This is a genomic window from Streptomyces sp. NPDC053432 (assembly GCF_055585365.1).
On sequence record NZ_JBVJKF010000002.1, the window covers coordinates 353,134 to 377,168 of the forward strand.

Here is a 24,035-nt window from a genome sequence, read left to right on the forward strand (position 1 = left end):
AACGGCAACAAGAGTTGCCGCCGATCCCTCGCGGGCGCACGCTCCGGCCCATGAATCCTCACAGTGACGCGGCACCGGCCGACGCGGGACGCCGGGACGGCGAACGCCCGCGGACCACGGGACCCGGCCGCCGCCGCCCGGCCCCGGCACCCTGGGCGCTCGCGGGCCTTTCGCTCTCCATGCTCCTGTCCTCCCTCGGCACCAGCATCGCCAATGTCGGACTGCCCACGCTGGCACGGGCGTTCGACGCCTCCTTCCAGCAGGTCCAGTGGATCGTCCTCGCCTACCTCCTCGCCATCACCACACTGATCGTCGGCGCCGGCCGGCTGGGCGACCTCTTCGGCCGCAGAAGACTGCTACTCGGCGGAGTGCTCCTGTTCACGGCGGCCTCCGCCCTGTGCGGAGCCGCGCCGTCCCTGGGGTGGCTGATCGCCGCCCGGGCGGTGCAGGGTCTCGGAGCGGCCGTCATGATGGCCCTGACCATGGCGTTCGTCGGCGAGACGGTCCCCGAGGAGCGCGTCGGCAGGGCGATGGGGCTGCTCGGGACGATGTCCGCGACAGGCACCGCTCTCGGTCCGTCGCTGGGCGGCGCGCTCGTCGCGGGACTCGGCTGGCGATCCATGTTCCTCGTCAACGTGCCGCTCGGCCTCCTCACCCTCGCACTCGCGCACCGCTCCCTGCCCGCCGACCGGCGGCACGAACCCGGGGCCGGCCGGCGCCGCTTCGACGGCGTGGGCACCCTCCTGCTCGCCCTCACGCTCGCCGCCTACGCCCTCGCCATGACGATCGGACACGGCCGGTTCGGGGCGCCCGGCCTGGCGCTGCTCCTCGCCGCCGCCGTCGGAGCCGGTCTCTTCGTACGCGCCGAGGGCCGGGCGGCGTCACCGCTGGTCCGCCTCTCGACCCTGCGCGATCCGGTGCTCGGCGCGGGTCTGGCGACGAGTGCGCTCGTCTCGACGGTGATGATGGCGACGCTCGTGGTCGGCCCGTTCTACCTCGCCCGTACGCTCGGCCTCGACGCGGCTCCCGTCGGGCTGGTCCTGTCGGTCGGGCCGCTGGTCGCCGCGCTGACGGGGGTGCCGGCCGGGCGGGGCGCGGACCGGTTCGGCACCCGCCGCACGACGATCGCGGGGCTCGCCGCGATGGCCGCGGGCTGCGTACTGCTGACGCTGCTTCCCACGGCGCTCGGCGTGTGGGGCTACGTGCTCCCCATCGCGGTCGTGACCAGCGGCTACGCGCTCTTCCAGACGGCCAACAACACGGCCGTCATGGCGGATGCGGGGCCGGACCGGCGGGGTGTCGTCTCAGGACTGCTCAACCTGTCGCGCAATCTGGGTCTCGTCACGGGCGCTTCCGTCATGGGCGCCGTCTTCGCCTTCGCGTCGGCGGCCACCGATGTGGCGACCGCCTCCCCCGGGGCCACGGCCACGGGCATGCGGACCACGTTCGCGGTGGCGGCGGTCGCGATCTGCCTCGCGCTCGCCCTGGCGTGGAAGCTCGCACCGGCGCTCCCCGCCCGCTTCAGGAAGGCCTAGGGTTCGTCGGCGACGTGCACCTGGTGGACGCGCAGGGCGAGCTGGAGTTCCAGGGCACGCTCGGGGCGCTGCCAGTCCGCGCCGAGCAACCGGCCGATCCGGTCCAGGCGTTGGACCACGGTGTTGATGTGCACGTGGAGGGTTTCGCGGGCCCTGGACTGGTTCATGCCGGCCTCGAAGTACACGGTGAGGGTCCGGACGAGTTCCGTGCCGCGTTGTGCGTCGTACTCGAGCAGGGGGCCCAGGGTGCGGTGGACGTAGCCGCCCAGGTCCGTCGGGTCGCCGAGCAGCACGCCGAGGAAGCCCAGGTCGCGCAGAGCGGCCCCGGTGCCGGAACGCCCCAGCGCACGCAGGGCGGTGCGGCAGCGGCGGGCCTCGGCGTGGGCGCCGGGGAACGCCGTGTGGCCGCTGGCCGGGCCCGCGGCGCCGACCGTGACGGGGGCTCCGAGTGCTTGCCCGAGCTCGTGCGCGAGGCCGGCCGCGCAGGCGCTGGGCGTCTCGGAGGGGCATATGAGGACCACGTCCCCGTGGTGCACGCCGGCCAGTCCCTGGCGGCTCTGCGCGATGCGGGCCGCGGCGGCCAGCAGCCGCGACGCGCGTACGGGCCCGTGGTGGCGTACGGGCTCGGCGTGCGGCGGCTCGGGGTGCAGTACGAAGACCGCGTGCGCGTGGTGCAGGTCCACGCCGAGGCGCCGGGCGCGGGTGGCCAGTCCGGCCGGGTCCGCGGCCCCGCCGAGGAGGTCTCCGAGCAGTTCGCCGCGTACCCGGTCCTCGGCCTCGGCCACCGACCGGCGCAGGAGCAGCAGCAGGGCCGTGACGACGGCGGCCCGTTCGAAGAGGCGGCGGTCGGCGTCGTCGAGGTCGGCGCGGCCGCTCAGGGCGATGCTGCCGAGGAGTTCGGGTCCGGCGAGGACCGCGCACACCCAGGTGCCCTCGGCCGGTACCGCCCGTCCGTCGGCGCGGGAGGCGGCGACGGCCCGGACCGGCGGGGGCTGCGGGTCGGTACCCGCCCGGGCGAGTTCGATGCCGTCGGCGTCGTGGATGAGGGTGCCGCCGTGCAGCAGGGCGCCGATGGCGGTGGCGACGTCGTTGATGTCCCCGCCGCGCAGTACCAGGTCGGTCAGCCGGTCGTGGGCGTCCTCGGCGCGGCGGATGGCCTCGCTGTGCGCCTCGATGGTCCGCGACGCCGCGTTCAGCTCGACGAGCGCGGTCCGCGTCTCGTCCAGCAGCCGGGCGCCGTCGATGGCGATGGCTGCGTGGTCGGCGAGGGAGGACAGCAGCGCGACCTCGTCCGGGGTGAACGCGCGGGCGGTTCGGTCCGCCGCGAAGAGCACGCCGATCACCTGCGCGCCCAGGCGCAGCGGCACGCCGAGGATGGCGCGCAGGCCTTCCTCGGCGACGGCGTGGTCGATGGTCGCGGTGTGCCGGAAACGGGTGTCGTCGCGGTAGTCGCCGGTGGTGTAGGGCCGGGCGGTCTCCGCGACGAGCCCGCCCAGGCCCTCGCCCATGCCGAGGCGCACCCGCTGGAACGCGGCCGAGACGGAGCCGTCGGTCACGCGCATGTAGGTGTCGCCCGCCTCGTCGTCGTTGAGGGACAGGTAGGTCACGTCGGTGCCGAGGAGCAGTTTGGCCCGGTGCACGATGGCCTTGAGTACGGCGTCCAGGTCGCGCAGGCCGGCGAGGTCCCCGGCGGTGTCGAAGAGGGCGGCGAGTTCCGCCTCGCGCCGGCGGTGCTGGCTGAGCGTCCGGCGGATGCGCAGCGCGACCCGGGTGGCGTCCGCCATCGCCGCTGCCTCCGCCTCCGAGAGGTCCGCGTCCGCTCCGGACGGCGGTGTGAAACTCTCCGCCGGGGCGCCCTCGGCCAGCAGGTTCAGCAGGTCCAGGGCATGGCGCAGCGCGGTGTTCGGGGGCGTGCCGGGGGTGGGCATCGGGGCGCTCTCCGTCAGCTCCGCGCGGCGCGCAGCGAGTACAGGACGGGCAGGTGGGTGTCCCCGAAGGGGAGCCGGTACAGGCCGTCCTGACTCCGGTTCAGGATGCCCCGGGGGTCGAACTCGGCGGCGGTGTGCTCGCCCAGGTGCTTCACGGTGAGCCCGGCGTCGGCGATCGCGCTGACGATGTCGCCGAGGGAGTGCGGGTACTGGACGGTGTCGTGGGCGGGCACGGTCGTACCCGGCTCCGCGTAGGTCCCGGTGACCGTCTCGCGCTGCGGTTCTCCGCCGCCGTAGGGCCAGTCGGCGACGAGCGGTTCGACGGTCGCGATCGTCTGGAAGGCGGGGTGCAGGTCCACCATCACGAGGCTCCCGCCGGGTTTCAGTGCCATGGCGGCGCCCCGGGCCCAGGCCTTGACGTCGGCGATCCAGCACAGGACCCCGTAGGTGGCGACGACGAGGTCGAAGCCGTCCGCCAGGTGCACGGGCAGGCGCTGGGTGTCGGCCTCCACGAAGGAGGCGGCCAGGCCGGTCCGTGCGGCGAGCTCGCGGGCCCGTTCGACGGCCGCCGGGGAGAAGTCGACGCCGGTGACGCGGGCGCCGAGCCGGGCCCAGTTCAGCGTGTCCATCCCGAAGTGGCACTGGAGGTGGAGCAGGTCCCTGCCCGCCACGTTCCCGGCCAGTTCGCGTTCGAGCGCGTAGAGGGTCTGGCGCCCGGCGACGAAGGATTCGACGTCGTAGAACCTGTCGGCCGGGGTCGAGCCGTGGATGCGGGCCCGGGTGTCCCACAGCGCGCGGTTCAACGCGAGTCCTTCCTCGCGGCCGGCGCTCACTTCGGGCGTCGCTCCTGACGTCGCTTCGGCCGTCACTCCTGGCGTCGCTTCGGGCGTCACTTCGACTGTCACTTCGGCCGTCTCTTCGCGCATGCGCCGAGCATGCCACGGCCGCGCGCCGCCCGGGTCCCGTGCCCCGTTCCGCCCGGGATCCGTAAGGGTCGGGGACCGGTCCGCGCCGACGGGAACCGGCCGCCGTCACCCGGTCACCCGGGGTCACCCGGGCGAAACCGCCCCGCATGGAGCCACGTCCCTCTACCGTGCCCTCAGGCGATGGGCGCGGCAACCAGAGGGGATGGGGCGGATGAACGACGAGGAAGACATGCGACTGGCGGGGATGACCCCGGAGATCTCGCTGCGCGCCCTCACGATGCTGCGCGGCCTGGTGGGCCTGGAGCCACCCGAGCAGGTGCCCGAGGACGCGATGGAGGTCGCCGACGCGATCCTGGCCCAGCACGGCACCGACGGGCTCAGGGTGCTGGCGATGACCCTCGCCGCCTGGGCGACGGCGCAGATCGAGAACGTCGCCGAGCTCAGCGGGCGCAGTCACGAGGCGGTGCTGGACGCGATGGAGCTGGCCTGCCTGGAGGCGAACGCCGACGACTGAGCTGACCGGGCGCGGCGCCGTGCGGGCGGCGCAGGTACGGCCCCGTGTACGGCCTCGCGCGGACACCGGCGAAGATGCCGCGCCCGATCCGCTTGGCATCGGGGCGGCGTCGGCGACACTGGGAGGGCAGGAGCGTCGTGGGGGGGTCGTGATCGGAGGCCGTCGTGAGCACACCTTCCCCCATCCGGATCGCTGCCGTGCTGTCCGCGGAGCACCGCGGCCGGCTGATGTCCCAGGCCCGTGAGGTCAATTTCGAAGAGGGTGCGCGGATCTTCGAGGAGGGCGCACGCGCGGAATCCTTCTGGATCGTGCGCTCGGGCACCGTGACCCTGCAGATCCCCATGCCCGGCGTCCGGCGGCCCGCTCCGGTGGAGAGCCTGGGACCGGGCGAGCTGGTGGGCTGGTCCTGGCTCTTCCCGCCCTACGTCTGGCAGTTGAGCGCGGAGGCGATGACCCCCGTGCGCGCCTACGAGTTCGACGGGGTGACCGTACGGATGCTCATGGACTCCGATCCCGCCTTCGGGTCGGCCATCGGGCACTGGGTCGGCCGGGTCCTCGCGCTCCGGCTCCAGCAGACCCGTACCCGTCTCCTCGACCTGTACGCCCCGCGCATGGCGGCCGGCTAGGCGGCCCGAGGAGCGGCGGCTGCTCCCGTACGCCTGCCCGCTCGACCACCGGCCGCCTCGACGACACCACCGTGGAGGCGGCCGCGGAGAGCACGGCCCGGGCCGCGCAGGCCGCCCGGTGCCGGGGTGACCGGCGGCCACCCACTGGTCCTGGTGAAGAGCTCGCCCCGGCCCGCTCGGCCGCCCGGGCCGGCCCGGAGCGGAGCCGACGGCGGTGGCGTCCGCGCCCGGGGCGAGCCGTACGCCGATCCGGTCGACGGGCGCGCCGGGCGGCGTGGGCCGCGGTGACGTAGGCCCGTTGTTGCCGGCTCGGGCCGGCCGTCGGGGGCGGGGCGGCGCCGCGGGGCCGGAGGGTGTTGCGGGGGTGTGGCCGGCCTGCCCAGGGGCGCCCCGCGCAGGTTTCCGGGGGGTGTCCCCGTCGGTGTTCGGCCGATTCCTGGGCGCACTCCCGCACAGGTCAGAGCTTTGGCCAGGGCTGCTGTCTGCACTCATCCGTACACGATCGGTGACGAAAAATGGGGGTGCGAACGGGCGTTCACGTCCCGTCTGGGCAAGACTGCGTCCGCTATCCGAAGCAACGACCCAAGGGAGTGTTCGAAATGCGGTCCATCGCAAGGAGTCTCGGGCTCGGATCCGCCGCCATGGCGCTCACCGCGCTGACGGCGCTGGCCTGGCCCGCGGCGGCCGGCGCCGCCCCCGCCGCCCCGGCCGGCACCACGAGCCTGTACGCGCCTTCCGCGCTCGTGCTCGGTGTCACCGCCGGGGATGACGCCCACAGGGGTACGGTGCTGCGCGCGGTGACCCTCGTATGCGCGCCGGCGCCGGGCGGCACGCACCCGGACCCCGTCGCGGCGTGCGGCGAACTGCGCCGGAGCGGAACCCGGTTGGACGCGCTGACCGTCCCGGCCGCCGACACCGCGTGTACCAGGGAGTGGAAGCCGATGACGGTGACGGCCGACGGGGTACTGGACGGCCGCCGGCTGAACTACGCGCACGTCTTCGCCAACGCGTGCGGCCTGCGGAGCACCGAGAGCGTGCTCTTCGACTTCTGACCGCGCGCGGGACGGACCGGCCCGGCGGCGCCGTGCGACCGCCGTCGGTCCGGCCGTTCCGCGGCCTTGCGCCCTGGGCATCTCTTCCGGATCCTGCCGGTCGAGCCCGCGTCGTCCGGCGCCGGGCGGCGCGGGCCGGGCAGGATCCGGAAGAGACGGCCTAGGGGGTGTTGCGGAAGTCCTGTGCGGTGGCCGCGGTGTCCGGTGCGTGCTCTCGGCGTGCCGGGCGAAGGTCCTCGTACTGGGCGTACTCGGGCCTTCGGCCGGTGCGGCGAGAGTGCGTGCCGGGCGCCGTGGGCGCCGTGCGGGACTTTCGCAACACCCCCTAGCCGAGTTCGAGACTGGTCACCCCGAACAGCTCCGCCGACGGCAGTTCCGGGGTCGGGCCGGTGTACATGCGGGCCGTCTCGAAGGTGGGCTCCAGGCCCAACGCCGCGAACAGCCCGGCGGCGTCCGGATTGGCGTCGGGTACGTCGACGGCGACCGCCGCGCCGGGCGCGGACCGCGCGAGGCCGTGCAGCAGCGCGGCGGCCACCTCGGGGTCGGCGGCGTAGAGCGGGCCGATCCGGTGGGCGCCGCTGCTCGGGCGGATCACGCCGAGGCCCTCGATGCGCCCGTCGCGGACCGCGGCGAGCGCCGTACGGCCCGGCAGGGCGGTCCAGGCCGACAGGAAGGCGTCCCGCCGCTCGGGGAAGAACCGCCGGTCGTAGGCGGCGAGCCGGCCGAAGGACAGCGAGGCCGCGTCCACCACCTCGACCCGGCCGCCGGCCCCGTCGATCCCGCCTTGGCCCTCGTCCCCGCCCCCGCCCTGGCCCTGGCCCTGGCCCACGGGCACGCCCTCGTAGCGCACGTTGTTCCAGGCGTGACGGAACCCGGACTTGCGGTAGTTGTCCTGCTGGGCGACGACTCCGTCCAGGCCGATCAGCCGCCCGTCGAGCCTTCGCATGGCGGCGTCCCACATGCGGATGCCGTAGCCCTGGCCGCGGTGGGCGGGGCGGGCGATGTAGAAACCGATGAATCCGAATCCGGCCCCGTAGCGGACGGCGGAGACGCAGGCCACCGGCTCGCCGCCGAGCCGGCCGACGAGGAAGCCCTCCGGGTCGGCGACGGCGAACGCGAACCGGTCCGAGTCCCCGGGTTCCAGCCCTCCTCGTCGGCCCAGCCACGGATCATTTCCATGTCGGCGGCGCTCGCCCCGGCGATCTCGAATGTCCTCATGCCCTGTGTTGTACCAGAACGTCAGACGGCGGCAGCGCGCTGATCATCCGTCAGGAGCGCGGTGAGCAGGGCCGGATCGACCTCCCGGTGCAGGTCGCTGACCTGCCCGTCGCCGACCTCCACCACGCGCCACACCCCGTCCGTGCGCAGCGCGAGGTCCGTGGTCACGAAGGGGCAGCCGAGTGCCCGTACGGCGGCCCGGACCGGTTCGAGGTCCCGCGCCGGGATCTGCGCCGCGTCCGGGACCGGGCTGTCGGGGTGGGCGGTGAACAGCCGGGGTTCCCCGTCCCGCCACCAGACCCGGACCTCCGTGGCCGTGCCCTCGGCCGCGACGAAGTGCTCGAAGGCCCTCAGCACCAGCCCGCCGGCCAGGAACTCGTCCTGGAGCTCCACGAAGCGGCCCACCACCCGCCGCAGCGCCACCGGATCGCCGAGGTCGGGGACGTGGCAGGCCTCGTGCCACTCGTGCTTGCGGGACTTGACGTAGTCCTTGACCACGGCGGCACCCGGCGGCAGTGCGGCGGCGAGGGCGGCCAGCCGCCCGTCGTCCGGGACCTCCCCCGGGGCCGTGGGCAGCCAGACGCTTGCCGGGGTGAGGGCGGCGAACGTCTCGTACCAGCCGGGGAGTTCGTGCGCGCGGCGATACGCCTCGGGGCCGACGAGCAGTTCCGCCCCCCGCCGCCGCAGGGCCCCGTCGAGCTCGGCGTACCGGTCCGCGGGGACCATCCAGCCCCGATAGCGGACACCGCCCGCCCCGGCGCGGACGCGCGCCACGGCCCCCTCGGCGTCCCCGGCGAGCAGCGCGTCGTGGTCGACGAGGGCGACCGTCGCACCCTGGGCACGCAAAGCCCGCGCCTCCTCCGCGAAGTGCGGGTCGGTGCGGCGCCCGTTCAGCGGGTCGGCGCAGTACAGGACGGTCGTGGCGGGCATGGTGGCCATGGTCATGACCACCAGCCTAGTGAGCACCGCCCAGGGGCGGGCGCGGATTCTCAGCCCGCGCAGATCACGTCGTCGAGCCGGATGGGCTGGGAGTCCAGCCGTACGTAGGCGGTGAAGGTGTCGGTGGTCCCGGAGCCCCAGTCCGTGGTGACGGTCGCCCAGCCGACCCCGGCCGCCTGGGCGATGGTGACCGGACCGATGCTGATGTCCTCGGGCTCGTTCTCGGCGCACAGGAGCACGTCGGAGTCCTTGTTCTCCTTCTGCTTGTCCTTGAGGACCTGCGAGACCTGGTTCTCCCGGCCGTCTTCGGAGGGCCCGTGGTCACCGTAGAAGTCGCTGAGGAAGCGGGCGATCTCGGCGGCGGTGTGCCCGCCGCGGGCGGCGGGGACGGCTCCGCCCCCGTCTGCGGGCGCGGCGTGGCCGGGCGTCGGGGCCAGCAGGGCGAGCAGGGTCAGCGGCAGGACGCCGAGGCTGTACGGCATGAGCTTCATATCCGATATGTAACCCTCGGCGCCTGTCGGCGCGCCCCGGTGCACGGCGTGTCCTACTCCGGTGGCGGGCTCGATTCACCGCAGAAACGACACTTCCGGGGCCGCTTCGCACCCCGGATTCCGTGGGCCGCGGCCGGGTGACGCACCGCTCGCGGGGGCGGTCGGAGACGGGGAACGAGACCGGCGCGACCGCGTACTCCGGATGGTGGATCCGGTGCCGGACCCCCGCCCGGAGGCAGCCGGCGCCAAATCCGCTCGCGCACGCGGGCGGCCGGTCCGTAGGGTCGGCGCATGGGAAAGCCGCTCGTCGCAGTGTTCAGTGGGGCAGGGATGTCCACCGATTCCGGGATTCCGGACTACCGGGGGCCCCAGGGCCTGTGGCGCCGGGAGCCCGACGCCGAAAAGCTCGTGACCTACGAGTACTACATGGCCGACCCGGAGATCCGGCGCCGCTCCTGGCTGATGCGGGCCGAACTCGGCGCGGTCGAGGCGCGGCCCAACGCGGCGCACCTCGCCATCGCCGAGCTGGAACGCGGCGGCACCCCGGTCCGGGTCCTCACGCAGAACGTGGACGGGCTGCACCAGCTCGCCGGCATGCCGGAGCGCAAGGTGTTCGAGCTGCACGGCACCGCCCGCGCGGTGGTGTGCACGGCCTGCCACGCCCGGTCGGGTATGGACGAGGCGCTGGCGCGGGTCGCCGCCGGGGAGCCGGATCCCGCCTGCCCGGCGTGCGGCGGGATCCTCAAGCCCGCGACCGTGATGTTCGGGGAGCGGCTCGACCCGGTGGTGCTGGGTCAGGCGATGGCTGTGGCCAAGGGCTGCCAGGTGTTCATCGCCGCCGGATCCACGCTCCAGGTGCAGCCTGCGGCCTCGCTGGCCGGGATGGCCGCGGAGGCGGGGGCCCGGCTGATCATCGTGAACGCGGAGGAGACCCCGTACGACTCCCTCGCCGACGAGGTCGTCCGCGAACCGATCGGTACCGCCCTCCCGGCGCTGCTGGCCCGGATCGCCGGCTGAAGTCCGGGCCGCCTACTCCTCGTCGGCCGCCCGGCGCATCGCCGCCACGTCGAGCTTCTTCATCTTCATCATGGCGGCGGTGGCCCGGGCGGCCCGCTCCGGGTCGGGGTCGGTGACCAGGTCGATGGCGCCCGGCGGGATGACCTGCCAGGACAGCCCGAACCGGTCCTTGACCCAGCCGCAGGCCGACTCCTCACCGCCGTCCCGCGTGAGCGCGTCGTAGTAGTAGTCCGCCTCGGCCTCGTCCGCGCAGTGGATCTGGAACGAGATCGCCTCGGAGAAGTGGAACTGCGGTCCGCCGTTGAGGCCGACGAACTTCTGCCCGTTGATCTCGAACTCGACGACCATCACCGAACCGGCCGGCCCGGGACCCGCCTCGTTGTAACGGCCGATCCGTCCCAGCTTCCCGTCCTTGAACACGGACAGGTAGTAGTCCGCGGCCGCTTCCGCGTTGCCGTCGAACCACAGGCACGTGGTGAACCCGTTGCCGCTCATGACTGCCTCCAGGCGAGTGGGTGAGTGCGTGCGCGTGCACGTCCTCACATACAGACCGGCCCCGGGCCCGAAATTCATCGGTGGGCCCGGGGCCGGTCCGTGTCCGGTCCTGAATCAGCTCGAACGGCCTACTTCTCGCCGGCCTCGTTCATCGCGAGCATCCGGTCGACGACCCGCTCGGCGGCGTGGCCCTCGTCCAGGTCGCAGAACTCCTCGCGGAACGCGGCCCGCGCCTCGGCGTACTCCGCGCCGATCGCGTCCACGTTGCGCACGGCCTCGATCAGGCTCGCCGAGTCCGCGAGCAGCGGGCCGGGCGCCTTGGCCTCCAGGTCGAAGTTGAAGCCGCGCAGCGTGCCCTTGTAGTGGGCCAGGTCGTACGTGAAGAGCAGGATCGGCCGGTCCGTGAGCGCGAAGTCGAAGATCGCGGAGGAGTAGTCCGAGACCAGCACGTCGGCGACGAGCAGCAGGTCGGTCGCGTCGGCCCAGCGGGACACGTCGATGACGAAACCGTCGCGGACGCCGTCGCGGACCTGCTCGGTCACGTGATGGTGGCCGCGGATCAGCAGGACGTGGTCCTCGCCCAGCTCGCGGCGGGCCGCGTCCAGGTCGATCCGCAGGTCCAGCTTGTAGCCGCCGGAGAAGCCCTCGCAGTTCTCGCGCCAGGTCGGCATGTAGAGGACGACCTTCTTGCCCTCGGGCAGGCCGAGCCGGCGCCGGACCTCGGCGATGCGCTCCGCGTCGGGCCGGACGAGGGCGTCCGTGCGCGGGCTGCCGACCTCGATGACCTCGCCGTCGTAGCCGAGGGCCCGCTTGAGGAGCGGCGTGGCGTAGGAGCTCGGGGAGGCGAGCAGCGACCACTGGGCGCTGTCGTGCTCCAGGCCCTCCAGGATCTCCGGGCTCGTGTAGTAGTCGTGCACGAAGTCGTGCCCGATCTGCTTGATCGGCGTGCCGTGCCAGGTCTGTACGACGATCTGTCCGGGGCGGCGCTGGAAGCGGCGCGGGACGTTGTCGTTGGTCACGTAGTAGCGGGCCCGGGCCAGGACCTCCCAGGACTCCACGCTGCCGTACTGCACGGCGCGGGCGGTCGCGGGGACCTCGGCGCGGCCGTCGCGGACCAGCCAGATGTGCTCCAGCTTCTCGCCGCGGCGCAGCAGTTCCTCGTGGATGGCGCGGGGCGAGTCGCCCGCGCCGGTCCCCTGGAAGGTGTCGTAGACGACGATGTCCTTGACCGGCAGGGCCCGCTGCGCCGGGTAGGTCTCGTAGCGGGCGACGCGCTGGGCGTAGTTGGAGCGGTCGTGCGGGCTGAGCAGCGGGTCGGCCACGAGCACCATGCGGTCGTGGAAGCGGGTCTCGACCCGCATCCGGCGGCCCTGCACGGTGAGGGGGTGCGGACCCGAGAACAGCATGCCCGTGCTCATCTGCACGGGCGCGCCCCGGTCGACGCCGAGCAGGCCGGCGGTGGTTCCGCCCTCGGCGACCGGCCGCATGGTGGGCCACCAGCGGCCCTCGGGGAGCGTGGTGCGTCCGGCGTACGCCTCGGGCAGCATCGGCTCGAACTCGGCGGTGAAGCGGTCGCCGTCGCGGGTGACGGGGTAGGTGAACTCCACGCCGTGCGCGTTGTGCAGGACGAGTTCGTACGGCTCGTCGGTGGGCGCGACGAAGCGGCCCCGCAGGGTGAGCGTGCCTTCCGCGGCGGTGACCTCGTCGATCAGCGGCGGCGACGGCTGCACGGACAGCGTGAGGTGTCCGGTGTTGCCGCGCTTCGCGAAGAGGGCGCGGCCCTTGTCGGTGCCGGGCAGCGGCACGACCAGGCCGTTGAAGCCGCCGCGCTCGTCGTGGGCGAGGCGGTGCTCGGCGCCGTCGGAGCCGACCACGGACAGGCTCCAGGGCTCCGGGGTCCACTCGCCGGGCTCGCACTCGGCGTCCGGCACGGCGGCCAGCTCGGAGAGCGCGACCCGCGCGGTGAAGGGAACCCGGCCGCCCTCGGCGGCGCCGGTCTCCACCGGGAAGGTGGTGGTGGTGCCGGTGGTGACGTGCACGGCCTGGAGGGCGGCGGGGACGCCGACCGAGGCCGAGAGCTCGCCGATGATCTCCAGGGCGTCGTCGCCGGCCGGACGGACGTCCAGCGCGCGGGCCCCGACGACCTCCACCTGGACGGTGAGGGCTCCGGAGACGGTGGGGACGATCCGGACGTCCGGGGCCACCCAGTGCGGGGGCGGGTTCTGGCCGGTGTCGTGCTCGCCGCCGCGCAGGCGGGCGCGGTGCAGGCCGCCTGCGCCGGTGACGGCGACGGAGGTCGTCCACACCCCGTCGCGCCACTTGCCGCCCGACTGGAAGATCGAGGGGTCGACGGTGGCGGTGAAGCCGGCCCAGTCGGCGTGCCGCAGGGCGAGGTGCGGGGACTTCACGGTGGCCATCGGGGAGGCGACCGTACGGGTGCTGACGACGGAACGGCGGCGCTTGCCGCCCTCGCGGAAGATCAGCATCTTGCGGGAGCCGAGGCGGCTCTCCGCACCGAGGTGGCCGGGGAGGGCGTAGCCGCGCAGCAGCAGCTTGCCGTCGGACCAGGAGGCCTGCTCCAGGCGGCTGACGACGCGGCGCTCGCGCGGACCGAGGGTGAGGATCTTGGCGGGGACCGGCGGGCGGCCGTGCAGGAAGGGGTAGTCGGCCTGCGGGCGCGCGAGGCCCTTGACCGGCACGCTGTAGTGGTAGTCGCGCTGGTGTTCCTGGAGGGCGATGAAGTCCTCGACGCGGCCCTCGCCGGCGAGGTACGCCTTGAGCCGGTCCGCGACGGTCAGGTCGGACCAGGGGCCGGTACCGATCTCGCGGACGAGGCCGCCGACCTCCTTGACGAACGCGGCGCGGAAGTCCGGGCCGCCCTCACCGACGTACTTGTAGATGAGCGGGAGCTCCTCGCTCAGCACGTTGTAGTCGTAGTCGCGCAGGTAGCGGACGTACTTGGCGCCCTGCTTGGCCTTGAGGGCCTCGCGGACGAGGCGGACGGACTTCACGCGGTCGATGAGCGAGATCGGGTCGGTGGAGCGCTGGGTGATGGAGCGCTCGCCGGTCTCGCGGACCCGCCAGTGGTAGACGCAGTCGCTGAGGATGTCGACGCTGGCCGCGAAGTAGTGCGCGGGGATGCTGACGGGGGCGTCCTCGTAGAGGATGCCCTCCGGGTACTGGAAGCCGTGGCGGTCCCAGAAGGAGCGGCGGTAGACCTTGTTCCACGCGGTGCGGTCGGTGACCAGCGCCGGGAACTTGGAGATGTGGGTCTTCAGCTGGGTCCTGGCGAAGGCCGCCCGGTGGCCCCAGGACTGCTGCATGCCGACGGAGCGGAAGCGCTTCACGTTTCCGCCGGCGAAGTCGGAGCCGGTCTCGTCGAGCGCGGCGATCATGCGCTCGTAGGCGTAGTCCGGCATCGTGTCGTCGCTGTCGACGAAGGCCAGGTACTCCGCGTCCTTGTCGGCGTGGCGGGCGCCGACGTTGCGCGCGGCACCGAGGCCTGCGTTCTCCTGCATCACGACGCGGAAGCGCTTGTCCTTGGCGGCGAACGCCTTGGCTATGACTGCGCTGGTGTCCGTGGACCCGTCGTCCACGAGGATGACCTCGAAGTCCTCGAAGGTCTGAGCGGCGATGGATTCCAGGCACTCGTCGAGATAGAGCTCGACGTTGTAAACGGGGACGACGATGCTCAGGCGCGGGGGCATGGGTGGCGGGTTCTCCAGCGTTTTATGCTTTATCGATGATCAGCTGCTCACAGCATCCTACTCTGTAACAGAATCATAAACTCCGCCCATATGGGGCAAACGAAGCCGATCGCCGGGCGGACGGCAAGAATTAAACCGTCCGCCACGTCGACGACGCGGTTTCGGGTCAGATCTCCAGGTCCGACTCGATCTTCTTCAGCTGGTGACGGGCCATCGCGAGATTGGCCCGGCCCTTGTCGAGCACCAGGTAGAGGAAGAAGCCCGCCGCTGATCCCCGGGTGCGCATCAGCCGGATCAGGTGGTACTGGGTGCCGAGGGTGATGAGGATGTCCTCGATCTCGTCCTTGATGCCGAGCATCTCCATCGTGCGGACCTTCGCGCGCACCACGTCGGTGTTGCCGGCCGCCGCGACCGTGAGGTCGAGTTCCTTGCCGCCGCCGATGGTACCGAGGGCCATGCCGCTGCCGTAGTCGACGAGTGCGGCGCCGACGGCGCCCTCGATGAGGGTGGTGGCTTCCTTGAGCGCTGTCTCCACGTTGGCCATGAGTCGTTCCTCTTTCTCGTTCGCTGGGTGGTGTCGCTGGTGGTGTCTGTCTCGGGGTCTCTGTCAGGTGCAGTGGTACGGGCGGGAGCCGTCCGGGCGTCCGCGGTACGGGTTCACGCGGGCGCGGCGCCCGGGCCCAGGCGGCGCCCGAGGGCGGGTCCGACGAGTTCGGCTATCCGGACGCTGGAGCGGCGGGCCTCCAGGTGGAGGCGCCCGACGTTGACCCGCGGTTCCGCGGTCAGGGTGAGTACGGCGGCGTCGCCCGCGGCGTAGGTCGCCACGTACCCGTCCTCACCCCGTACCAGCAGCTCGCGGAAGGCGCCCTGGCCGGTGCAGTCGCTGAGCCGCTGGGCCACCCCGAGGGCGGCCGCGGTCAGGGCCGCGACGGACTCGGCCTCGGTGGCGGCGCTGTCCTGGGCGAGGACCAAGCCGTCGGTGCTCGCGGCGAAGGCGCCGGTGAGCTGGGGTACCCGGGACCGCAGCCTGCGGAGCTCGGCGAGTATCTCGGCCTCCGCCTCGGGGGGCACCGTACTCATGTCGGACTTCCTCCTTTCTGGCTTGCTCCGCTCGGAGCGGTCGGTGCGCAGGACCGGTCGCAGCGGGAGCCTCACAGACTTGCCTCCAGTGCGTCGCGTAACCGGCGGAGCAGCGCCACGTCCGGGGATTGGTCCTGGGTCATCCAGTCGGGCAGGGGTGCCACGGGCGGCTGCGGGACCGGCGCGTGCGGAGTCTCGACGAGTCCGGCCGCCGCGAGGCGCCGTACGTCGAGGAGCGTGTGGAAGGCGGGCCGGCCCAGCACCCAGGCGAGGTCGGCCGGGGTGCGGATCCCGTCGGCGTGGTGCAGCAGGATCCGCTGCCGGGAGGTGACCGTCTGGCCGGGGGCGGCGGGCCGGGGTACCACCGGGGCGGTGTCGAGCTGCGGGTAGGGCCAGACCGCGTCGAGGAGTTCCCTGCGCCGGCAGGTCTCCCGCTCGACGGCGGCGGCCGGGACGGAGCGGACGGAACCGATCCAGTGGGTGGCCCCGCGGCGGAACCGGGAGGGGCCGCTGCCCGGGGAGAGCGCGAAGAACGCGGCGTCGAACATGGCGGCGAGGTGGCATATCTCCAGCTCTCCGCCGGCGAGTCCGCCGCTGTCCACCAGGAAGCGGGCGACCTGGCGGCGGGCTCCCGCCCGGTCGACGGCCTCGCGCCAGCGCTCGGGGGCCAGACCACCGCCGGTGGTGAGCAGGACGTCGAGGCCGGGGGTGGCCGGGCTCTCCGCGTGCACGATGCGGCCGTCCTCCAGGAAGAGGGTGCCGCGATCCCGGAGCAGGGCCCCGGTGGCCCGCTCGGCGGCGAGCCGGGTGAGGAGGGGGGAGACGGCGGTGGCCGAGGCGGCGGTCATCTGAGCACCAGCCCCTCCGCCAGGGCACGGAGTCTGTGGCGGGCGAGGGCGAGGTTGCCGTCGGTGCGGTCGAGCCAGAGATGCAGGAACACGCTGCTGTCGAAGCTCGTCTCGACGAAGCGCAGTACGTGGTAGCCGGTACGGGTCGTGACGATCAGGTCCTCCACGGGCGGGCCTGCCGCCTCCGCGCCCAAGGCCGCGGTGGCCGCAGGCGCGAAGGACTCGTACTCGGCGGCGGCCCGAGCCAGCTCGGCGGTCTCGGCGGCGGTGGTCTCGTGGTCGCCCACGGGCGATTCCCCCGCGGTGCCGAGGGCCAGTCCGCTGCTCCAGTCGACCAGCGCGGCCCCCCGCGCACCAGGCAGGGCCATGGCTTCGAGCAGGCATTCGTCGATCCCGGGCACGCGGGCTCCCCTCCCGGCCGGACGTGCTGAGTGCACGGTCTGCGGCGCGACAGGAGGGAACTTACTCAAGTTCCACACTGCGAAAGGGTGTTCTGGCATTTTCCGCTGGAACATGCGTCAAAGCGCAGCCGACCTTGGCCGGATCGCTTCGAGTTCTGATCAAGATGCGAACGGAAGATCGTCCGCGAGCGAATTGCTCCACCCCGCATTGAACGTAGCCCCCATGGGCGACAGCGCGCAGCGAGTGGATCCGGTCAGCGCGCCGGGGGTTCCGGGAGGAGCCGCTGCACCATCAGGCCGAGGAGCCCGTCCACGGGATGTCTCTTCAGGGTGGCGGGGGCGGTCAGGTCGTCGACGATCAGACCGAGCATGGCGAGGTAGAGCAGTGCGACGCCCTCCCGGTCCCCGGGGAGGCCGGATTCCAGGTGCCAGTCGATGTTCGCCTCCAGCTCGGCGGCCTGGAAGTCGGCCAGTTCCGCCTGCAGTTCGGGGCGGCGGGTGCCCTCCAGGCGCAGTTCCAGCATCGCGATGTGCACGCTGCGTTCGCGCCGCATCCGGTCCATGAGGCGGCCGAGCAGCACCTTGGTGTCGAGCGGGGCGGCCAGCTCCTCCGGTTGCGGTGCGAGCCGTTCGCGGGTGCGGTGGAGTATCTGTACGAGCAGCTGGGCGCGGTTGGCGAAGTAGTTCGAGGCGGTGCCCGTGGGCACTCCCGCCTCCGCGTCCACGGCGCGCAGCGTCAGCCCGCGCGAGCCCTCACGCGCCAGGACTTCGATCGCGGCGTCGAGCAGGGCGGCGCGGCGCTGGGGGTTCTGGCGCAAGGGACGGTCCTCGGTTCGGGCTCGCGGCGGGGCGGTGAGCACTGCAGGTGCAGTGCTTCGCTCACGGTAGCGGATGAGGCCGGTCCGCTACGCTCACGGACCCTTGCGCGCCGACTCCAGCAGGTACGGCACGTCGATCACCGCGATGCCGGGGGTGAACAGCAGCCGCGCCTTCAGGCGCAGGGCGTTCTGGTTGTGGAGGGGCTGCTCCCACCAGTTCCCCACGACGTACTCCGGGATGACCACCGACAGCATGTCCGTCGCTGAGTCCTGGGCCAGCTCTTCCACGTAGCTCTGGACGGGGCCCACCACCTCGCGGTACGGGGAGTGCAGGATCCTCAGGGGCACCCCCGGATCGTGCGCGGCCCAGGCCTCCCGCAGCCGGTTCGCCTCCTGCTCGTCGGCGGCGACGGTGACGGCGGTCAGGGTGTCGGGCCGCAGCCCCTGCGCGTAGCCGAGGGCCTTCAGCGTGGGGGCGTGCACGCTGGCGACCAGGACCAGGACGTGGTGCCGGGCCGGCTTGCGCGGTTTCGCGCCGGGGGCGACGGCGACCTGCTGCGCGACCTGGTCGTAGTGGCGGCGTACACCCAGCATTCCGACGAAGAGCACCGGCATGGCGATGACGACCAGCCAGGCGCCGTGCGTGAACTTGGTGATGAGGACGATGACCAGGACCAGGGCGGTCAGGACGGCGCCGACGGCGTTGATGGCCCGTCGCCGGTGGATGTGGACGCGCTCCTCGCGCCGTGTCCCGGGCGAGGCGAGTTCCCTGTCCCAGTGCCGGACCATGCCCGCCTGGGAGAGGGTGAAGGAGACGAAGACGCCGATGATGTAGAGCTGGATGAGCCGGGTCAGGTTGGCGTCGAAGGCGACGATGAGCCCGATCGCGACGAGCGCGAGCAGCACGATGCCGTTGGAGTAGACGAGCCGGTCGCCGCGGTTGAAGAGCTGCCGGGGCGCGTACCGGTCCTTGGCCAGGATCGAGGCGAGCATCGGGAAGCCGTTGAAGGCCGTGTTCGCGGCGAGGATCAGCACTCCGGCGGTGACGGCCTGGAGCAGGTAGAAGAGGAAGTGCCAGTCGCCGAAGGTGGCGCGTCCGATCTGGGCGAGGGCGGTGGACATCGGGGTGCCGGGCGGCAGGCCCAGTTCGGTGGGGTCCTCGGCGACGTGCACCTGGTAGTTCATGGCGAGGGCGGTGATGCCCGCGAACATGGTCACGGAGAGGAAGCCCATCGCGGCGAGGGTGGTCGCCGCGTTCCTGGCCTTGGGCTTCCGGAAGGCGGGCACGCCGTTGCTGATCGCCTCGACGCCGGTCAGGGCGGTGCAGCCGGAGGCGAAGGCGCGCATCGCGAGGAACACCAACGCGATGCCGGTGTAGGTGCCGGTCGCGATGATCGGCAGGTCGGCGGACTCGGCGCGGATGGTCTCGCCGGTCGCGAGCCGGACGGCGGCGAAGGCGAACATGAGGTAGATGACGAGGACGAACCCGTAGGTGGGGACGGCGAAGATCCGCCCGGATTCGCGTACGCCGCGCAGGTTCATCACGGTGAGCAGCACCACGAAGCCGACCGACAGCACCACTTCGTGGTCGCTCAGCGCGGGGATCGCGGACGTGATGGCGGAGACCCCCGAGACGACGGAGACGGCGACCGTCATCACGTAGTCGACGAGCAGGGCGCTTGCGGCGATCAGCGCGGCGGTCGGACCGAGGTTCTCCTTGCTCACGACGTACGCGCCGCCGCCGCTGGGGTAGGCGTGGCAGGTCTGCCGGTAGGAGGCGATGACCACCACGAGCAGGAAGACGATGGCCGCGGCCGCGTACCAGGCGAGGTGGAGCAGGGCGACCCCGCCGAGGGCGAGGATCAGCAGGATCTCCTCGGTGGCGTACGCCACCGAGGAGAGCGGGTCGCTGCAGAAGATCGGCAGGGCGAGCCGTTTCGGCAGCAGGGTCTCGCCCAGGCGTGCCGTGTCGAGGGGTTCACCGACCAGCACACGCTTCGCATTGATACGCCTCATTCAGGCATGATCGTGCATGTTTGACATGATTCGTCCCTTTTGGGGAGGGTGTCACCGGCGAGCTCTACCGCCCGGTGGGCCAGCCACAGGTCGTGGCGGACGCTCGGGGACTGCAGGAGGGAGCGCTCCAGCAGTGCCTCGACGCGGGTCAGCCGCTTGCGGGCACCCGGTACGGAGATGCCCAGAGCGGCCGCGGCCGGGACGAGTCGGGCGTCGTGGTCGAGCCAGACGCGGACCGTGTCCCTGGCCCCCGGCGGCGCGTCGGGCCCGGTCAGCGGGCGCAGATGGGCGCGGGCCCAGTCGGTCAGCCGGGGATCGCGCAGCACCTCGTCGAGGCCGGCCACCCCGTCCGCGGGGGCTCCCGGCCGGCTCCCGCCGGAGGTGAGACGCAGGGCGAGCGAGAGCGCCGACTGGTCGGCGAGGCGCGCGAGGTCGAGCCCGAGCAGCGCCTCCACGAGCTTGATCCGGCCGGCCAGGGTGTTGCGGTGGATCTTCAGCAGCCGGGTGGCGTGCGAGGTGAAGCCGAGCCACGCGTGGACGGTCGCCCGCAGTTCCTGCGCGCCCGGATCCTGGACCCGCTTCGGTTCGTAGCCGTGCAGTGGGGCGAGCAGGGCCGCGGCCCAGCCGGAGCCGGCCCCGTGCGCGGCGAGCGCCAGCTCCGGGCCCGGTCCGAACCGGGCGTGCCGCTCCGCCCGCCCGCGGGCGACGGCCAGGGCGTGGAAGGCCTGGGTGTAGGCGGCCGGCGCCTCCCGCAGGGCCGCCTCGGCGCTGATACCGACCACGGCGTCCCGGGCCACCGCCGCCAGGGCCCCGGCCAGCGGGTCCTCCTCCGCCGAAACCGAGGCCGAAACCGAAGCCGAAACCGAAGCCGACCCGGCCGGGACGAGCACGATGAGATGGCGTACGTACACCGGGCACCGCACCGTCCAGGCCCGGCCCCCCGTCAGCTCCGCACACAACCGCGCCACTTCGCCGCGCTGCCCGGTCCGGCATTCCACCACGTACATCCGCATCGGATCGGGCAGCGACGGCCCGAGCACCTCCGCGATCTGCCGTGCGGTGGAGAGGCGGTCGTTCATCAGCAGGTGCAGTACCGCCTCGCGGGCCCGCGATTCGGCGAGCCGGGCCCGCTCCGCGCGCCGCCCGCCCTCCTCGGCCCGCAGGACCAGGGCCAGGGGTACGGCGGCGTCCGCGAGCAGCGTCGCCGCCTCCGGGGGATGCGGCATCGCCAGTACGGCGGCCAGCGCGCGCCGGTCGTCCAGCGCGAACAGCAGTGTCGCCGAGCCCTCCTCCTCCAGGACGGCCGAGCGCAGCCCGCGGGCGCTCATCTCGACGGCGCCGCGCAGGGCGGACTCCGGCGCCCGGTCGGATGCGGAACCGGAGGCCCGGTCGGCGTCCACCACTCCGGCCCATCCGCCGAGCCGGGTGGTGAGCCAGGCGAGCAGGCCCGCCGATCCGCCGGTGTGGGCGAGCCGGTGGAGCCTCAGGACGTCGTCGGAGCGGGACACCGGCGCATTCAACCACCCTGCGGCCACTGTGCGCTGTGATACCCGTCTCGGCGGCTCACTGGGCACGGCGAACCCTGCGTACGGGTGCGATCCCGCCTAGGTTGGTCCATGAGCGGACGGACCCCGGCGCGAAGCGGAATCTCGCGACGGGGGAACGTCGGGGTCCTTCCCCCCTCCCTCCCGGCACCGGCGGCGGACCGTCACATCCTGGCGGCCGCGCTGCGGATGGCCTCCCTGATGCGGACGTAGGTGCCGCAGCGGCAGATGTTCGCGATGGCGTCGATGTCCGCGTCGGTGGGTTCGCTGGTGCGCCGCAGCAGGGCGACCGCCGCCATGATCTGACCGGGCTGGCAGAAACCGCACTGGGAGACGTCCTGTTCGAGCCAGGCCTCCTGCACCGGGTGCAGTACCTCCCCGTCGGCCAACCCCTCGATGGTGGTCACCGACCGGCCCGCGCAGGCGGAGACGGGTACCACGCAGGGCCGGACGTCGACGCCGTCGAGATGGCTGGTGCAGGCCTTGCAGACGTCGACTCCGCAGCCGTACTTGGGGCCGTGGACGCCCAGCATGTCGCGGAGCACCCACAGCAGGGGCATGTCGTCCGGGGCGTCCACGGTGACGGTCCGCCCGTTGACGGTGAAGGTGTGCGAGGGCACGGCGTACTCCTGCGGTCAGCGCGGGTAGGGGGTGAAGTCGACGTCGAAGTCGAGGGGGAAGCTGCGCGGCTTGGACCCGGTGGCCCTGGCCCAGGCGTTGGCGATGGCGCCGACGGCCGCGGGCACGCCCAGCTCGCCCGCACCGCCCGGATCCTCGCCGGTGGCCGGCAGCACGAAGACGCGTACGTCGAGCGGGGTGTCGCGCTGCCGCGCCCAGTGGAACTGGCTGTAACTGCCCTCCATCGGCAGCCCCTTGTCCAGGTGGATGCCGGCACGCAGCGTGGTGGAGATGGCGTCGGTGAGGCCGCCGATCATCTGGGCCTCCAGACCGCGCGGGTTGACGGGCAGGCCCACGTCCACGGCGATGACGGCCTTGGTGACGCGGACGTGCTCCGGGTCGCGGGTGTCGATCTCCACGAGGCAGGCGGTACGGGACTTGTACTCCTCGTGGAAGGCGATGCCCTGCGCGCGGCCCGCCCCCATCGGCCGCCCCCACTCCCCTTCGGCCGCCACCTTGTCGAGTACGGCGCGCTGGGCGTCGGTCTTCAGGAAGAGGCGGCGGAACTGATAGGGGTCCCGGCCCGTCCTCGCGGCGAGTTCGTCGACGACGATCTCCTCCGCGCCGCGCGTGTTGGCGGAGTACACCGAACGCCAGGAGCCGGTGGGGACGCCGGTCGGCACCTCGGTGAGGGCCTGGGTGGTGACCCCGAAGTTGTAGGGGGACTTCACCGTGGTGAGGAACAGGGTCTGGGCGAGGGTGGCGTTGCCGATGCCGAGCGGCAGGTGCGCAGCGGTCGCGGTGATGATCTCGCCGAGTCCGTGCCGGAAGTCGGTCTCGGCGGCGGCGACGCGGTGCTCGAAGGTGAGGACCTCGCCGAGGAGGTGGGTGGCGCGGATCTTGTGGTGGGTGGCGGGGCGCATCCGGCCGTGGCGGGTGTCGTCGACGCGCGTCCACATCAGTTTGACGGGGCGGCGGCAGGCCTTGGAGACCCGGGCGGCTTCCAGCGCGGCGTCGAAGAAGAGCCGCCGGCCGAAGGAACCGCCGGCCTGCACCACGTGCACCTGCACCTTGCTCAGCGGGAGGCCGAGCTCCGCGGCGATGGTCTCGCGGGCCACGATGGGGGACTTGAGCCCGGACCATATCTCCGCGCGGTCGTCGCGGACGTCCGCGATCGCGGAGTTGGTCTCCATCGGGGCGTGGCTGACGAAGGCGAAGTCGAACTCGGCGTCCACGTACGGGGTCAGCAGCGGCGGCACGAGCAGCGGAGGGGTGGCCGCGCGCAGCTTCGTACGGACCTCGGCGTCCGAGAGCTGGTCGGCGGGACCCGGTCCCCAGGTGACCTGGAGGGCGGCCTTGGCGGTGAGCGCCTGTCCGAAGGTCTCGGCGACGACGGCGACCCCGGTCGGGACGGTGACCACGTGCAGGACGCCGGGCATGGCCTGGACGGCGGGGAGGTTGGTGACGGAGCGGACGGTGCCGCCGAGGGTGGGCGGGCGGCGCACCACGCAGGGTTTGGCGCCGGGCACGTCGAGGTCGAGCGTGTACCTCTGGGCGCCGGTGACCATGGCCCGCGCGTCGACGCGGCTGGTGGGCCTGCCCACGAGGGTGTGTTTCGCCGTCTTCTTGGGGGTGGCACCGAGGACCACGAGGGCGGGGTCGGCGGCGGCCTTGGCGAGGCTGCCGTAGTCGGCGGTGCGGCCGTCGGGGGCGCGGACGGCGCCGTTCGCGGTGGTCAGCGTGGCGGCGGAGACGCTCCAGCGCACGGCGGCGGCCGCGACGAGCCTGGCCCGGGCGGTGGCGGCGCACTGGCGGACCGGGCCGTAGAGGGAGCGGATGGAGTTGGAGGAGCCGGTGAGCTGGTTGAAGACCAGCTCGGGCCGGGCGTCGTCCAGTTCGACCCGTACGTCGGCCAGCGGTGCGTCGAGCTCCTCCGCGACCAGCATGGCCACCGCGGTGGTGAGGCCCTGGCCGACCTCCTCGCGCGGCAGCCGGAAGCGGATGGTCCCGTCCGCCTCCACGGCGAGCGCCAGCAGGGCGGACGTGGGCGCCCCGGCCAGGATGAACAGGTCGCCGAGGTCGATCACGTCGGCGATGGCGGGCAGGGTCGGCACCACGGCGTGGGCGGGCTGCGGGGCCACGGCGTCCGCGCCCGCGCGGGTCACGAGGGCCAGGGTCGGCGCGGCGACCAGGTAGGTGAGGAAGGAGCGACGGCTCTGCGCGGTCATTTCAGTTGTCCCCACCCCGCGCGGGACCGTCCGC

The 24,035-nt window shown here is 73.0% G+C and carries 20 protein-coding genes and 1 pseudogene; 5 read left to right on the forward strand and 16 right to left on the reverse strand.

Annotated features, from left to right (window positions below):
- The first annotated feature begins 50 nt into the window (after positions 1–50).
- Complete coding sequence (locus ACZ6Y1_RS04720) at positions 51–1,535, forward strand: MFS transporter (RefSeq protein ID WP_469622834.1); 1,485 nt, start codon at positions 51–53, stop codon at positions 1,533–1,535.
- Here ACZ6Y1_RS04720 and ACZ6Y1_RS04725 read toward each other — a convergent pair.
- Both ACZ6Y1_RS04725 and ACZ6Y1_RS04730 read right to left on the reverse strand, forming a co-directional pair.
- Positions 1,532–3,463, reverse strand: coding sequence for a helix-turn-helix domain-containing protein (locus ACZ6Y1_RS04725; protein ID WP_469622837.1), 1,932 nt, complete (start codon positions 3,461–3,463; stop codon positions 1,532–1,534). The two genes, ACZ6Y1_RS04720 and ACZ6Y1_RS04725, sit on opposite strands and share 4 nt — an antisense overlap.
- 14 nt (positions 3,464–3,477) lie before the next feature.
- Positions 3,478–4,296, reverse strand: a complete 819-nt coding sequence (locus ACZ6Y1_RS04730) for a class I SAM-dependent methyltransferase (protein WP_469622840.1) — start codon at positions 4,294–4,296, stop codon at positions 3,478–3,480.
- Positions 4,297–4,600: 304 nt separating this feature from the next.
- On the opposite strand from ACZ6Y1_RS04730, the gene ACZ6Y1_RS04735 reads away from it, so the two are divergent.
- The 3 genes from ACZ6Y1_RS04735 to ACZ6Y1_RS04745 all read left to right on the forward strand — a co-directional run bounded on the left by ACZ6Y1_RS04735 (position 4,601) and on the right by ACZ6Y1_RS04745 (position 6,581).
- Positions 4,601–4,903 (forward strand): hypothetical protein, encoded by a 303-nt coding sequence (locus ACZ6Y1_RS04735; RefSeq protein ID WP_384583606.1) that lies wholly within the window; start codon positions 4,601–4,603, stop codon positions 4,901–4,903.
- Positions 4,904–5,067: 164 nt separating this feature from the next.
- A complete protein-coding gene (locus ACZ6Y1_RS04740) occupies positions 5,068–5,529 on the forward strand; it encodes a Crp/Fnr family transcriptional regulator (RefSeq protein ID WP_469622843.1) in 462 nt (153 codons plus the stop codon).
- 599 nt (positions 5,530–6,128) lie between these two features.
- Positions 6,129–6,581 carry a subtilase-type protease inhibitor gene (locus ACZ6Y1_RS04745; protein ID WP_469622846.1) on the forward strand — a complete coding sequence of 151 codons (453 nt, stop codon included), beginning with the start codon at positions 6,129–6,131 and terminating at the stop codon, positions 6,579–6,581.
- Between the two features lie 325 nt (positions 6,582–6,906).
- Here ACZ6Y1_RS04745 and ACZ6Y1_RS04750 read toward each other — a convergent pair.
- From ACZ6Y1_RS04750 to ACZ6Y1_RS04760, 3 genes and pseudogenes are all read right to left on the reverse strand, one after another.
- A pseudogene (locus ACZ6Y1_RS04750) lies at positions 6,907–7,799 on the reverse strand (GNAT family N-acetyltransferase).
- Positions 7,800–7,820: 21 nt separating this feature from the next.
- Positions 7,821–8,744, reverse strand: coding sequence for an ATP-grasp domain-containing protein (locus tag ACZ6Y1_RS04755; RefSeq protein ID WP_469622849.1), 924 nt, complete (start codon positions 8,742–8,744; stop codon positions 7,821–7,823).
- A 44-nt stretch (positions 8,745–8,788) separates the two neighbouring features.
- Positions 8,789–9,229 (reverse strand): hypothetical protein, encoded by a 441-nt coding sequence (locus ACZ6Y1_RS04760; protein WP_469622853.1) that lies wholly within the window; start codon positions 9,227–9,229, stop codon positions 8,789–8,791.
- A 291-nt stretch (positions 9,230–9,520) separates the two neighbouring features.
- On the opposite strand from ACZ6Y1_RS04760, the gene ACZ6Y1_RS04765 reads away from it, so the two are divergent.
- Positions 9,521–10,246, forward strand: coding sequence for an SIR2 family NAD-dependent protein deacylase (locus ACZ6Y1_RS04765; RefSeq protein ID WP_469622856.1), 726 nt, complete (start codon positions 9,521–9,523; stop codon positions 10,244–10,246).
- 12 nt (positions 10,247–10,258) lie between these two features.
- Here the strand turns inward: ACZ6Y1_RS04765 and ACZ6Y1_RS04770 are convergent, their stop codons facing one another.
- From ACZ6Y1_RS04770 to ACZ6Y1_RS04820, 11 genes are all read right to left on the reverse strand, one after another.
- The gene (locus ACZ6Y1_RS04770) at positions 10,259–10,741 is read right to left on the reverse strand and encodes a VOC family protein (protein ID WP_469622859.1); all 483 of its coding nucleotides are present in this window, start codon (positions 10,739–10,741) and stop codon (positions 10,259–10,261) included.
- Between the two features lie 128 nt (positions 10,742–10,869).
- On the reverse strand, positions 10,870–14,448 hold the full coding sequence (locus ACZ6Y1_RS04775) for a bifunctional glycosyltransferase/CDP-glycerol:glycerophosphate glycerophosphotransferase (RefSeq protein WP_469622861.1): 3,579 nt from the start codon (positions 14,446–14,448) through the stop codon (positions 10,870–10,872).
- 166 nt (positions 14,449–14,614) lie between these two features.
- Complete coding sequence (locus ACZ6Y1_RS04780; protein ID WP_469622864.1) at positions 14,615–14,992, reverse strand: hypothetical protein; 378 nt, start codon at positions 14,990–14,992, stop codon at positions 14,615–14,617.
- Positions 14,993–15,105: 113 nt separating this feature from the next.
- A complete protein-coding gene (locus ACZ6Y1_RS04785; RefSeq protein ID WP_469622867.1) occupies positions 15,106–15,528 on the reverse strand; it encodes a roadblock/LC7 domain-containing protein in 423 nt (140 codons plus the stop codon).
- A 71-nt stretch (positions 15,529–15,599) separates the two neighbouring features.
- Complete coding sequence (locus ACZ6Y1_RS04790; RefSeq protein WP_469622871.1) at positions 15,600–16,376, reverse strand: transcriptional regulator; 777 nt, start codon at positions 16,374–16,376, stop codon at positions 15,600–15,602.
- Positions 16,373–16,777, reverse strand: coding sequence for a hypothetical protein (locus ACZ6Y1_RS04795; protein ID WP_469622874.1), 405 nt, complete (start codon positions 16,775–16,777; stop codon positions 16,373–16,375). Before ACZ6Y1_RS04795 ends, ACZ6Y1_RS04790 begins: the two co-directional genes overlap by 4 nt.
- 254 nt (positions 16,778–17,031) lie before the next feature.
- On the reverse strand, positions 17,032–17,595 hold the full coding sequence (locus ACZ6Y1_RS04800; RefSeq protein WP_469622877.1) for a TetR/AcrR family transcriptional regulator: 564 nt from the start codon (positions 17,593–17,595) through the stop codon (positions 17,032–17,034).
- Positions 17,596–17,688: 93 nt separating this feature from the next.
- Entirely contained in the window at positions 17,689–19,611 is a 1,923-nt protein-coding gene (locus ACZ6Y1_RS04805) for an APC family permease (protein WP_469622881.1), read from the reverse strand.
- A complete protein-coding gene (locus ACZ6Y1_RS04810) occupies positions 19,608–21,119 on the reverse strand; it encodes a PucR family transcriptional regulator (RefSeq protein ID WP_469622883.1) in 1,512 nt (503 codons plus the stop codon). Before ACZ6Y1_RS04810 ends, ACZ6Y1_RS04805 begins: the two co-directional genes overlap by 4 nt.
- Positions 21,120–21,319: 200 nt before the next feature.
- Complete coding sequence (locus tag ACZ6Y1_RS04815; RefSeq protein ID WP_469622886.1) at positions 21,320–21,775, reverse strand: (2Fe-2S)-binding protein; 456 nt, start codon at positions 21,773–21,775, stop codon at positions 21,320–21,322.
- 15 nt (positions 21,776–21,790) lie between these two features.
- Positions 21,791–24,001 carry a xanthine dehydrogenase family protein molybdopterin-binding subunit gene (locus ACZ6Y1_RS04820; protein ID WP_469622889.1) on the reverse strand — a complete coding sequence of 737 codons (2,211 nt, stop codon included), beginning with the start codon at positions 23,999–24,001 and terminating at the stop codon, positions 21,791–21,793.
- Positions 24,002–24,035 lie beyond the last annotated feature (34 nt).

Excerpts from the sequence above, each read along its gene's own strand:
- ACZ6Y1_RS04720 (WP_469622834.1), top strand. The coding sequence starts at position 51 with ATGAATCCTCACAGTGACGCGGCACCGGCCGACGCGGGACGCCGGGAC.
- ACZ6Y1_RS04725 (WP_469622837.1), bottom strand. The coding sequence starts at position 3,463 with ATGCCCACCCCCGGCACGCCCCCGAACACCGCGCTGCGCCATGCCCTG.
- ACZ6Y1_RS04735 (WP_384583606.1), top strand. The coding sequence starts at position 4,601 with ATGAACGACGAGGAAGACATGCGACTGGCGGGGATGACCCCGGAGATC.
- ACZ6Y1_RS04745 (WP_469622846.1), top strand. The coding sequence starts at position 6,129 with ATGCGGTCCATCGCAAGGAGTCTCGGGCTCGGATCCGCCGCCATGGCG.
- ACZ6Y1_RS04755 (WP_469622849.1), bottom strand. The coding sequence starts at position 8,744 with ATGACCATGGCCACCATGCCCGCCACGACCGTCCTGTACTGCGCCGAC.
- ACZ6Y1_RS04760 (WP_469622853.1), bottom strand. The coding sequence starts at position 9,229 with ATGAAGCTCATGCCGTACAGCCTCGGCGTCCTGCCGCTGACCCTGCTC.
- ACZ6Y1_RS04765 (WP_469622856.1), top strand. The coding sequence starts at position 9,521 with ATGGGAAAGCCGCTCGTCGCAGTGTTCAGTGGGGCAGGGATGTCCACC.
- ACZ6Y1_RS04770 (WP_469622859.1), bottom strand. The coding sequence starts at position 10,741 with ATGAGCGGCAACGGGTTCACCACGTGCCTGTGGTTCGACGGCAACGCG.
- ACZ6Y1_RS04775 (WP_469622861.1), bottom strand. The coding sequence starts at position 14,448 with ATGCCCCCGCGCCTGAGCATCGTCGTCCCCGTTTACAACGTCGAGCTC.
- ACZ6Y1_RS04780 (WP_469622864.1), bottom strand. The coding sequence starts at position 14,992 with ATGGCCAACGTGGAGACAGCGCTCAAGGAAGCCACCACCCTCATCGAG.
- ACZ6Y1_RS04785 (WP_469622867.1), bottom strand. The coding sequence starts at position 15,528 with ATGAGTACGGTGCCCCCCGAGGCGGAGGCCGAGATACTCGCCGAGCTC.
- ACZ6Y1_RS04790 (WP_469622871.1), bottom strand. The coding sequence starts at position 16,376 with ATGACCGCCGCCTCGGCCACCGCCGTCTCCCCCCTCCTCACCCGGCTC.
- ACZ6Y1_RS04805 (WP_469622881.1), bottom strand. The coding sequence starts at position 19,611 with ATGAGGCGTATCAATGCGAAGCGTGTGCTGGTCGGTGAACCCCTCGAC.
- ACZ6Y1_RS04820 (WP_469622889.1), bottom strand. The coding sequence starts at position 24,001 with ATGACCGCGCAGAGCCGTCGCTCCTTCCTCACCTACCTGGTCGCCGCG.